Annotated in this window: 8 protein-coding genes; 4 read left to right on the forward strand and 4 right to left on the reverse strand. The window is 72.0% G+C overall.

Going from position 1 to position 11,381, the window contains the following annotated elements:
* The first annotated feature begins 109 nt into the window (after positions 1 to 109).
* The 4 genes from AC5LSR_RS07190 (at position 110) to AC5LSR_RS07205 (ending at position 4,383) form a co-directional block, all read left to right on the forward strand.
* A complete protein-coding gene (locus tag AC5LSR_RS07190) occupies positions 110 to 409 on the forward strand; it encodes a helix-turn-helix domain-containing protein (RefSeq protein ID WP_493468276.1) in 300 nt (99 codons plus the stop codon).
* Positions 410 to 956: 547 nt separating this feature from the next.
* Entirely contained in the window at positions 957 to 2,579 is a 1,623-nt protein-coding gene (gene groL / locus AC5LSR_RS07195; protein WP_250285413.1) for a chaperonin GroEL, read from the forward strand.
* 285 nt (positions 2,580 to 2,864) lie between these two features.
* Entirely contained in the window at positions 2,865 to 3,731 is an 867-nt protein-coding gene (locus AC5LSR_RS07200) for an LURP-one-related family protein (RefSeq protein ID WP_250285420.1), read from the forward strand.
* 58 nt (positions 3,732 to 3,789) lie between these two features.
* The gene (locus tag AC5LSR_RS07205) at positions 3,790 to 4,383 is read left to right on the forward strand and encodes a Uma2 family endonuclease (RefSeq protein ID WP_250285414.1); all 594 of its coding nucleotides are present in this window, start codon (positions 3,790 to 3,792) and stop codon (positions 4,381 to 4,383) included.
* Between the two features lie 47 nt (positions 4,384 to 4,430).
* Here AC5LSR_RS07205 and AC5LSR_RS07210 read toward each other — a convergent pair whose 3' ends face one another.
* The 4 genes from AC5LSR_RS07210 to AC5LSR_RS07225 form a co-directional block, all read right to left on the reverse strand.
* Positions 4,431 to 6,077, reverse strand: coding sequence for a DNA repair helicase XPB (locus AC5LSR_RS07210; protein ID WP_250285415.1), 1,647 nt, complete (start codon positions 6,075 to 6,077; stop codon positions 4,431 to 4,433).
* 332 nt (positions 6,078 to 6,409) lie between these two features.
* Positions 6,410 to 9,115, reverse strand: coding sequence for a helicase-associated domain-containing protein (locus tag AC5LSR_RS07215; protein WP_250285416.1), 2,706 nt, complete (start codon positions 9,113 to 9,115; stop codon positions 6,410 to 6,412).
* A 35-nt stretch (positions 9,116 to 9,150) separates the two neighbouring features.
* Complete coding sequence (locus tag AC5LSR_RS07220; RefSeq protein ID WP_250285418.1) at positions 9,151 to 9,588, reverse strand: hypothetical protein; 438 nt, start codon at positions 9,586 to 9,588, stop codon at positions 9,151 to 9,153.
* 367 nt (positions 9,589 to 9,955) lie between these two features.
* Positions 9,956 to 11,074: a hypothetical protein gene (locus AC5LSR_RS07225; RefSeq protein ID WP_493465235.1), complete on the reverse strand. Its 1,119-nt coding sequence runs from the start codon at positions 11,072 to 11,074 to the stop codon at positions 9,956 to 9,958.
* Positions 11,075 to 11,381: the final 307 nt, after the last annotated feature.

Here is an 11,381-nt window from a genome sequence, read left to right on the forward strand (position 1 = left end):
GACACGGACGACTCCCATGATCCCACCGCCGTCCCCTTCCCGGATACCACCATGCCCGGAGCGGCGCCGGCCTGTCCGCACCTCATGGAAACCACACGAGGAGGTGGCGATGGCCCGCAGCATCCGTATCAACGGCATCGACGTCCCCGTTATCAACGGTGATCTGATGCCGATCGTCGTCGACATCGACGTGATGCTGGCCAGGCGGAAGATGTCCGTGGGCGAGCTCGCGGACCGCGTAGGGATCACGCCCGCCAACCTGGCGGTACTCAAGAACGGCCGCGCCAGGGCGGTGCGCTTCGCGACGCTCGCCGCGCTCCGCGAGGTGCTCAGGTGCCAGCCGGGCGACCTGCTGCGCTGGGAGGCCGAGGACGCCACGGACGGACGACGTGCCCCAGGGCGGGCGTGAAAACGCCTGGCACCACCGGCCCGTGACACGGCACATGGACCGCATGGACGTGGATCGCCGATCACCCGCAGCACCGTCCCGGCCCCGTTGGGTAGATTCAGATTGACCTGCACCGCACCGTCCTGGTCGGCGATCGCGGCCTGCGAACGTGCCCCAGCACCGCGAACCCCCGTCCTTCCAGCGCGCAACGGCGGGGGTTCGTCGTTGGGCTGGCAGCCAGGGCTTCGCCGTAGTCGCTTGACGCCCGCGTGGCGATCTGTTCAGTTCAACGGAGTTCTGGGCACGTGACCGGCACGGGGTTCACCGGTGGTTCACGGGCCGGACGATGGCATGCGGCCGGCGTGCGGCCGGGCCCGCGGCGGGCCGTCCGGCCGTGCGGCGCAACGGGGGGCGAGCTTGCACTCACCCACCTCGAGTGCTAAACAGGAGCTGGCACTCACCCGCTTCGAGTGCCAGGGCTGAGCGACGAGGCCACCAGGCCGTCCGTCGCGGGCGTCGTCTTGGCCAGGCCATTGAACAGCCATTCCCCTGGGAGGACCACGACACCATGCCGAAGATCATTGCCTTCGATGAGGAGGCACGGCGCGGCCTGGAGCGCGGCATGAACCAGTTGGCCGACGCCGTGAAGGTCACACTCGGCCCGAAGGGCCGCAACGTCGTTCTGGAGAAGAAGTGGGGCGTCCCCACGATCACCAACGACGGTGTGAGCATCGCCAAGGAGATCGAGCTCGAGGACCCGTACGAGAAGATCGGTGCGGAGCTCGTCAAGGAAGTAGCGAAGAAGACCAACGACGTCGCCGGTGACGGTACCACCACCGCGACGATCCTCGCCCAGGCACTGGTCCGCGAGGGTCTGCGCAACGTGGCGGCCGGCGCCAACCCGCTGGGCCTGAAGAAGGGCATCGAGGTCGCGGTCGAGCGCGTCTCCGAGGAGCTCTCCAAGCAGGCCAAGGAGGTCGAGACCAAGGAGCAGATCGCCTCCACGGCGTCCATCTCCGCGGGCGACCCCGCGATCGGCGCGCTCATCGCCGAGGCACTGGACAAGGTCGGCAAGGAAGGCGTCGTCACCGTCGAGGAGAGCAACACCTTCGGCCTCGAGCTCGAGCTCACCGAGGGTATGCGCTTCGACAAGGGCTACATCTCGCCGTACTTCGTCACCGACGCCGACCGCCAGGAAGCCGTCCTCGACGACCCGTACATCCTCATCGTCAACAGCAAGATCTCGGCGGTCAAGGACCTGCTCCCGCTGCTGGAGAAGGTCATGCAGGCCGGCAAGCCGCTGGCGATCATCGCCGAGGACGTCGAGGGCGAGGCCCTGGCCACCCTGGTCGTCAACAAGATCCGTGGCACCTTCAAGAGCGTCGCGGTGAAGGCCCCCGGCTTCGGCGACCGCCGCAAGGCCCTGCTCGGTGACATCGCCATCCTCACCGGTGGCCAGGTCATCTCCGAGGACGTCGGCCTGAAGCTGGAGAGCACCACGGTCGACCTGCTCGGCAAGGCCCGCAAGTTCGTCGTCACCAAGGACGAGACCACGATCGTCGAGGGCGCCGGCGACCCCGACCAGATCGCCGGCCGGGTCAACCAGATCCGCGCCGAGATCGAGAAGTCGGACTCCGACTACGACCGCGAGAAGCTGCAGGAGCGGCTGGCCAAGCTCGCCGGCGGTGTCGCGGTCATCAAGGTCGGTGCCGCCACCGAGGTCGAGCTCAAGGAGAAGAAGCACCGCATCGAGGACGCCGTCTCGAACGCGAAGGCCGCGGTCGAGGAGGGCATCGTCGCCGGTGGTGGCGTCGCGCTGCTCCAGGCGTCGGTCACCGCCTTCGAGAAGCTCGACCTCTCTGGTGACGAGGCCACCGGGGCGAACATCGTCCGCCTCGCCCTGGAGGCGCCGATCAAGCAGATCGCCTACAACAGCGGCCTTGAGGGCGGCGTCGTGGTCGACAAGGTCCGCCACCTGCCCGCCGGCCATGGCCTGAACGCGGCCACCGGCGAGTACGTCGACCTGATCGGCACCGGCATCATCGACCCGGCCAAGGTCACCCGTTCGGCGCTGCAGAACGCCGCGTCGATCGCCGGGCTGTTCCTCACCACCGAGGCCGTCATCGCCGACAAGCCGGAGAAGAACCCGGCCCCGGCCGTGCCCGGCGGCGGCGGCGACCTCGACTTCTGAGGCCCATCGCCTGCATTTCACGCAAAAAGGATAAAAAGGGGCGGTCCCAACGGCGGGGCCGCCCCTTTGCCATGCCCGCGTCATACCTACGTCATACCTGTGTCATACCTGTGTCACGCCTGCGCCGCGGGTGTCATCCGTCGTGTATGCGATGTCAACGGCGGTTGCGGCGGTTTGTCGAGCATGTCAGGCATACTCTCGTGAAGCGCCGGTTCCGGTGGGATTACCGCCACCATGGGCGCGCGGTGGGCCGCGGACAGCACCATGACCGGGAGTGTGTACGAGATGACCCAGACCACGCCGCCGGCCGGCTGGTACGCCGACCCGTCCGGCCAGCACGGCTTCCGCTACTGGGACGGCACCACCTGGACCGACCAGGTCAGCGACACGCCATCGGGGCAGCCAGGATCACCGGGCAAGGCGGCACCCACGCAGGGCTGGGGAACTCCACAGGGCTATCAGAACGCGCCGGTACAGACCAGCTACACACCGGACCGCATCCGGCGCCAGCTTTCCGAGCAGGCGGGCGTGCGACCCGTCCACGGCGGTGGCGGGACGCTTTTCACCGAACCGGTCCTGGTGGTCAACCAGAAGACCAAGCTCATCGAACTGACGAACGAATACGCCGTGTTCGACCAGGCCGGCAACCAGATCGGTTCGGTTGTCGAGATCGGCCAGAGCGCGTTGAAGAAAGCGGTGCGGTTCGTAAGCTCGCTCGACCAGTTCTTCACCCACCGGCTTGAGGTGCGCGACAGCGCCGGCGTGGCCCATCTGGTCCTCACCCGGCCGGCGAAGGTCTTCAGGTCACGTGTGATCGTCACCCGGCCGGACGGCTTCGAGATCGGCCAGATCGTCCAGCAGAACATCTTCGGTAAGATCCGTTTCGCGCTGGAGACCGGCGGGACGCCCATCGGGATGATCAAAACGGAGAACTGGCGGGCGTGGAACTTCTCGATCGTCGACCACAGCGGCACCGAGATCGCCCGGGTGACGAAGACCTGGGAGGGGCTGGCCCGCACCCTGTTCACCACCGCTGACAACTACGTCGTCCAGATCCACCGTCCGCTGACGGATCCGCTGCGCGGCCTGGTGGTCGCCTCCGCGCTCACCATAGACACCGCGCTCAAGCAGGACTCCCGCGGCCTCGGCTGACAGCGGCCCGGCGAAGAACATTTAGACAGTCTCCGGGTCACAAGGCACCATTACTGGCGTGCCCGCTCCCGGCTCCGCGACACGGTCGCTCCGTCCCGTCCTGACGCTGCCCGCCCCGCCGCTCACCGTGACGGACCTCGACGAGCTCGCGCTCGACCCGCGCTTCGAGCTCGTCGACGGGATGTTCGTGATCCGCCCGTGGCCGACGCCGCTGGAGGCCCGGGTGACCAAACGCCTGGTCCGGCTGCTCGTCGAGGCCACCCCGGCCGACATGCGCGTCCACACCCGTGACGTCAGCGTCCGGATCGAGCCGCGCAGCGAGGTCGTCCCCGACATCGTCGTGGCCGCGGCCGGTGACGACGACGACCGCCCGCAACGGATCACTAGCCTGCCGCTGCTGGTCGTCGAGGTCGCCGAGGCCGGCAGCCGCCGCTACGACCGGACGCTCAAGTTCGACCTCTACCGGGACCACGGCGTGCCCGACTGCTGGCTCGTCGACCCGGACGGCCCGCGGGTCGACGCCTACCGGCTCGTCGACGGCGCCTACATACCGCTGGGATCCGCGACCGGGGACGAGGAGCTGACGGTGACCACACCGGTACCCTGCACGATCATTCCGTCCACCCTCGTGGACCCACCAAACCCGGAGTGACCGTCGCCCGGCCGTTCGGGGCCGAACGGCCGGGCGCGGCTGGACGGCTACGCGGGGTCGGGGATGTCGTCGGCGTCCACGATCGTGTAGACGTAGCCCTGCTCGGTGAGGAAGCGCTGGCGGTGCGCGGCGTACTCCTGGTCGATCGTGTCCCGGGAGACCACGGTGTAGAAGTGCGCGCCCCGGCCGTCGGCCTTCGGGCGCAGCACCCGCCCGAGCCGCTGCGCCTCCTCCTGACGTGAGCCGAACGTGCCGCTGACCTGGATGGCGACCGCCGCCTCCGGAAGATCAATCGACACGTTCGCGACCTTGGAGACGACCAGCGTGCTGATCTCCCCCGACCGGAACGCCTCGAACAGGCGTTCGCGCTCCCGGTTGCGGGTCGACCCCTGGATGACCGGGGCGTCGAGCAGCTCGCCGAGCTGGTCGAGCTGGTCGAGGTAGGCGCCGATGACGAGCACCTGGTCGTCGGCGTGCCGCTGCACCAGCCGGCGCACCACCGCCCGTTTGCTGTAGGCGGTGGCGCACATGCGGTAACGTTCCTCGGCCTCGGCGACGGCGTAGGCCATCCGCTCGTCCTCGGTGAGGGTCACCCGCACCTCGGTGCACTCGGCCGGCGCGATCCAGCCCTGGGCCTCGATCTCGCGCCAGGGGGCGTCGTAGCGCTTGGGGCCGATCAGCGAGAAGACGTCGCCCTCCCGGCCGTCCTCGCGCACCAGGGTCGCGGTCAGGCCGAGCCGGCGGCGGGACTGGATGTCGGCGGTCATCCGGAAGACCGGCGCCGGCAGCAGGTGCACCTCGTCATAGACGATCAGCCCCCAGTCGCGGGCGCCGAACAGCTCCAGGTGCAGGTACTCGCCCTTGCGGCGGGCCGTCATCACCTGGTAAGTGGCGATGGTGACCGGACGGATCTCCTTGCGCTCGCCGGAGTACTCGCCGATCTCCTCCTCGGTGAGCGACGTGCGCTTGAGCAGCTCCGACCGCCACTGGCGGCCGGCGACGGTGTTGGTGACCAGGATCAGGGTGGTGGCGCGGGCGTGCGCCATGGCGGCGGCACCGACGATGGTCTTGCCCGCGCCGCTGGGCAGCACCACCACGCCCGAGCCGCCCTCCCAGAAACCCGCCACCGCGCCCTTCTGGTAGCTGCGCAGTTCCCAGCCGTCCTGGCGCAGCTCGATCGGGTGCGCCTCACCGTCGACGTAACCGGCGAGGTCCTCGGCCGGCCAGCCGATCTTCAGCAGTGCCTGCTTGAGCCGCCCCCGCTCGGACGGGTGCACCGCGACGCAGTCGTCGTCGAGGCGCTGCCCGAGCATCGGCGCGACCTTCTTCGACCGGACGACCTCGGTGAGCACCGCGCGGTCGACGGTGCGCAGCACCAGCCCGTGCACCGGGTCGTTCTCCAGCCGCAGCCGGCCGTAGCGGTCCATGGTGTCGGCGATGTCGACGAGCAGCGCGTGCGGAACGGCGTAGCGGGAGAACCGGACGAGCGCGTCGACGACCTGTTCGGCGTCGTGGCCGGCGGCCCGGGCGTTCCACAGCGCCAACGGGGTGATCCGGTAGGTGTGTATGTGCTCGGGTGAACGTTCCAGCTCCGCGAACGGCGCGATCACGGCCCGCGCGTTGCCGGCCAGCGGGTGATCGACTTCCAGTAGCAGGGTCTTGTCCGACTGGACGATCAACGGGCCGTCGGGCACGTCTCACCACCCTTCCGAGGTTTCCGAGGCTTCCGGGATTTCCGAGGTTCCCAGGGCTCCCGGAGTGCCCGCGGCGTCCGAGGGCTTCCAGGACGACGATGTCACGGCACTGCGTCAGGCGGACCGGCAGCCGGACCAGACCGGCCGGCAAGCGGGCACCGAGCGCGTCCGCCGATTCTCGCATGCTCGTCGACGGCCCCGGGGCGGGGCCGTCGTCACCGCCCGCGGCGGGCGCTGTCCGGGCGGTCCGGCCGCGCAGCGGCCCGGCCGCCGGCATCCGGTCATCGGGAGACTCCGGTGGCCACCGGGAAGCGGGGCGGGCCTGGCCGCTGTCAGGGCAGACCGGGAATGTCCTCCGCGTCAGCCGTCCGTGGATGCGCCTGGTCGGGCACGGCCGTCGGCCCGCCGGCGGCGTCCATACCGGCGGTGTGCACGGCGTCCATACCGGCGGTGTGCACGGTGACAGTGTCCACGGCGATCGGGCTCACGGCCGCCGGCCCGACGCCGAGACCGGCTCGGGGGGCGGAAGCGGCCCTGAAACCGCCCATCCCGCCCGGCTCGTAGAGCCAGGGGTAGCTATTGATCTCACTGCCCGTGAGCGCGTCCTCCATATCGAGGACGCCGGTCACACGGTGTAACGCAAACCGCCGGGTCGAGGTGGTGCGCTGATCCCAGGCCGTGACCCAGCCGCCCTCGACGGTCAGCGGGCGGACCACCTGGTCACGGGGCGTCCCCTGCTGGTCGACGTATCCGAGCAGCACCCGGCGGCCCGCGCGGGCCGCCCCCTGCAGCGTCACCAGGATCAACGGCGCGGACCGGACCATCCCGTCGGCCCCGTCAGCCCCCGTGGCCAGCGAGCCGGCCGCGGCAGCGGCTGCCCGCGCCGTGCGGGCGCCCTCGTCCCCGCGGCGGATCATCCGCACCATGTCGCGCAGCTGCTCGTCACGGCCGCCCCGCGCCTGGGCACCGCCCGGCGGCCGCGGCCGGCCCGGTGTGCGGTGCGCCTCCGGCCGGCTGAGCACCACCCGCCCGTCGGGGCCCTCCCCCACCGGGGAGAAACCGGCGGCGCGCAGCCCGTCCAGCAGCTTGGGCATGGGCAGCGCGCTGATCACCACCGTCGGCGCGATCCGGCGCAGCCCCAGCGCCTGGGTCCGCCGGGAGGCGACCACCTCGGAGAGGACGGCGGTGTCGTCACAGCGCAGGTAGGACGCGGCCGGCCCCGCCCGCAGCCGCCCGTGCCGGCGAGCGACGTCGTCCACCAGGTAGTCCAGCGTCTGCGGTACGCCCCCGCGGGCCACCCGGGTGAGAAAGCCGCGGATGTCCTCGACGGTCCGCCCGGCGTCCAGCGCCCGCCGCAGGGACGACTCGGAGAACCGGTGGACCGTGGCCGCGCCCGCGGACTCGACGTCGGCCATCTGCGCCAGCTCGGCGGCGATCTCCGGCACCAGCGGGCCCGGCGCCACCGCGGTGAGGTCGGCCTGCACGAACAGCTCGCTGACCGGCTCGGGCAGCATCGGGCCGAGCGCCGCCGCCAGCTCGGAGCGGCTCACCCCCGCCCCGGCCTCGCCGCGGACCAGCGCCCACCCGGCGGCCGACAGCGCGCCCCGGCCGGTGAGGCCCAGCAGCTCCGCCTCGGCGAAGACCCAGTCGACCATCCTGTCCAGCAACGGCCCGCCGCGCCGTGGCATCCGCCAGGCGAGCAGTTCCCGCACCGAGGCGGGGGTGGGCGCGAGCCCGTGGGGCGCGGCGGCGAACGCGTCCAGCACGAGACGGCGCAGCTCCGGCGCGCTGCGCCGCCGCAGCTCCAGCGACAGCGCCGCGAGCTGGCGGCCCTTGTCGTCCCGCTCCCCCACCAGGCCGGGGACGTCCGGGGTGTGCAGCCACGCCTCGGCCAGGACGGCCCACCGCATGGCCGGGGTCTCCACGGACCACCGGTCGTAGGCCGTCGTGGGCATGATCTGGGTGTCCGTCCCGGTGGAGCCGTCGACCAGCCCGGCCGCGTAGGCGGTCTCGACGACCACCGCCGCCACCGTCTCGGTGACGTCGAGCAGCTTCGCGGTGGCGCGGAAGTCCCGGACGCTGAGACCGCCGGTGCGCAGCGGGGTGGGCGGGGCCTCTCCCCACGCCTCGAGCAGGGCCGTCACCAGGCGGATCAGCGTGCCGGCGGCAAGCGCGGCGGCGCCGTCGACCTGGCCGAGATCGATCTGCCGGCCGGTGAGCGCGGGCGGGTCGACGTGCAGCGTCCCCGCCGGCCGGTCGCCGCGCAGGGCCAGGCCCACCTCCCGGGGGAGCTCGACCGTCTCCTCGTCGACACCGACGAGCAGGCCGCGCGCGAGCAGTTCCTCCACCGGAGTACGGGCGTCGGAGGCGGCGAGCAGGCGCCCGGCGTCGCCGGTGTGCCCCAGCGCCGGCCCGGCGGCGAGCCGGTCGAGGATCTGGCGGGCCCGCGGGCCGCACTCCTCGACCAGCCTGGACACCCGCTCCCGCCCGGCCAGCACGGCGGCCAGCTCGTCGAGCAGGGCCGAGCGGGTGGCCGCGCCCCGGTCCCGGCGCGGGTCGACGCCGACCGCGGCGGCGAGCCGGGCCAGCTGGGTGTGCCGATGGCCGCCCAGGCACGCGCGCAACGGCCGGCCGAACCCGAGCGGACGCTCGCCCAGCAGGTCACGGACCATGCCGACGAGCACGACGGCCGCGTCGTCCCCCCACACCAGCCCGCGTTCGCGCAGCGTCGCCAGGGCCGCTGTCACGTCCGCGCCCCCGCAGAACGTCGACAGCTCCGCCGCGCTCACCGCGGGTGGGAGCAGTGTCAACGCCTCGCAGACCTCGAGGGTGAAGACGTCGAGCCGCTCGAGCGCGCGGGTGACGCTCACCCGGATCTCCAGCCGGGCACCGAGGACGTCGAAGTCGGGCGGGGGCGGGGTGGCCAGATCCGGCCGCAGGGTGAGCAGCCGGGCCAGCGCGTCATCCCGCAGGCCGCGCAGCCACCCGGCCAGGGTGGTGGGCACGTCGGAGCCGTCCGCCGGTGTGGACACCTTCACAACGGTATCCGGCCGCGTGGGAGGCCCGACACGCCCTATCGTCCATCATCAAGATCGAATTCGTCGCTCACGGCCACCGGGACCCGGCCCACGCCGACCTGGGCCGTGCCGACCTGGTCGAGCACCCAGCCGCCGCTGACGTTCCAGCGCAGCACGGCAACGGCCGGGTCGAGATCGTGCTCACGCGGCCGGAGCGCGACGAACGCCCAGTCGGGCGAGCCGGTGGAGATCCTGATGGAGTCCACCTGGAGGCGGCCGCGGAGGACGGCGGCGACCAGCGGGCTGGCGAAGACCGCCCGGGCGATCGCGTCGACCTCCTCCGCGGTCGGCTCCCGGCCCGGCGGGGCAGGGGCGGCCAGGGCCGATGCTCTGACGCGGGGATCCTCGGCCGCGGAGGCGTCCGCGGCACGACCGGCCGCCGGACGGATGACACGTGGGCCGTTGCTGTGTGGACGCGTGGAATATGGACGCACGCGAAGCCTCCTGCCGCGGATGACAGGCCGGGACGCCACCCGACCAACATCACGCCAAGTCGCACATGTTGTGACAGAGCGCGACAGACCTGTCTATGCAGATTCACATGCAGGAAGCCCCGAGCGCAAGAGCCCGGAAGTGAATTCCTCGCACAACAACCATCACAATGACCAACTGCAAAACAGCGGCTAGCGTAGATGGACTATTTGGGAGCTACACCCCATTTTATCAACATCTCGCATGGTAACAGAAAATCAGGCAACAATGAAACACTACCATCCGACATATTTATCAATATACGGACAAGTCGCCAGCTGGCAGCAACGATCATCGAAACCCGGCCAGCGGCACCGGGAACATCGACGATCAGCGGAACCTGTCGACGCTCTCGACGAGGAACGCCAGATTATGGCCACGGGCCCAGCCGCTGATCCGTGACTGCACGCTGACCGAGCCCGGCACCGCGACAGCCTGCCCGACGGAGAACCCGACGACCATGACAGCGATCACCAGCAGCAGGCCCAGCAGGCTCACGGCCGGACGCGCACGCGAGGGACGGCGCCGCGCGGACGCGGCACCCGGCCGGGCCCGCGCGTCAGCGGTGGCGTCGAAGCCGGAGTCGGTATCAGCGTCGGAATCGGTGCCAGAGGCGGCGTCGGCGGCGGTGGCGGCACGGACCGGGCCGGAACCACCCCTGGCGGGAGCGGCGTCCACCCGGGCGCGCCCGGTACGCGCCTGAGCGGGACGACCAGCGGCGCCGGAACGGCCCTCCTCGCCGGGAAGCCTGGTGAACCGATCGGTGGCCTCGATGTCGTCCGCGCTGGAGACGGCCTCGGCCGGGCCGCCCCATCCAGCCGACGGCCCGCGCTCCCCTGCCCGCTGACCGGCCCCGGCCGATACCCGGTCCCCGGACGGGCGAGCATCATGATCATGATGCCGTTGGCCCGCCGGGCGGGCCCGGTCACCGGCGGCCGGCCCGCGCGCGCCAGCCGCGCCAGCCGCGCCAGCCGCGCCAGCTGGCCCGGCGGTCGGCCACGCCCGGGCATCGGGCCGGCCGTGCGGCGCGGACTGGGAGCGCGTGGGCCGGGGAGTGCCCCGCCCGGAGTCGGGCGGGGGCATCGGCGACCGCGGCTGCGCGGCCGGCGGCATGCCGGCGGCCACGGACGACCGGGGCGGAACAGGTCCGGATGAGCCGACCGGTTCCGCCCCGGCGGGGCCAGGACGCCCCGCACCCGGCTGGCGGAGCGCGGCAGGAGCAGGCGTGGGCCGGACGCTGTCCCGCCCACGCTCCGGGAACGGGCTGTATCCCTGCGTGGGCGCTCCGGTGTAGAGCGGCGCTCCCCGCTCCGCATCGGTGCCGGTGCCCGGTGCCCGGCCCCGGGCGGCCGGGTCCGCGCCGCGAGGACGCGCGCCCTGGTCCGCGCCCTGGTCCGCGCCCTGGTCGGGGAATCCCCGCTCGGCGGGACGCTGCACGACGGTGGTCATGTCAAGCGGATCAGGGCCACCGGGCCCGCGGGCCCCCCAGCGGCCGGGATGGCCCTCGGCTCGACGGGCATCGCCGGCAGCCGGCCCGGACCCGTGCCGCGCCGGTGCGGGCGGAGCGGAACCATTCCCCCCCAGATGTCCGTTGGCAACCGGTGAGGGAGCGGGACCAGCGTCCATACCCGGTGCGCTGCCACCGGCCCGGCCCGGCCCGGCCCGGCCCGCGGGGGACGCGGCGGGCCCGTGGCCGCCAGACCCACGGCTACCGGACCCGGGACCACCTGGTCCGGGACCGCCGGGTCCGTGGCCA

The organism is Protofrankia sp. CiP1_Cm_nod4 (genome assembly GCF_982290645.1).

Excerpts from the sequence above, each read along its gene's own strand:
- AC5LSR_RS07190 (WP_493468276.1), top strand. The coding sequence starts at position 110 with ATGGCCCGCAGCATCCGTATCAACGGCATCGACGTCCCCGTTATCAAC.
- groL (WP_250285413.1), top strand. The coding sequence starts at position 957 with ATGCCGAAGATCATTGCCTTCGATGAGGAGGCACGGCGCGGCCTGGAG.
- AC5LSR_RS07200 (WP_250285420.1), top strand. The coding sequence starts at position 2,865 with ATGACCCAGACCACGCCGCCGGCCGGCTGGTACGCCGACCCGTCCGGC.
- AC5LSR_RS07225 (WP_493465235.1), bottom strand. The coding sequence starts at position 11,074 with ATGACCACCGTCGTGCAGCGTCCCGCCGAGCGGGGATTCCCCGACCAG.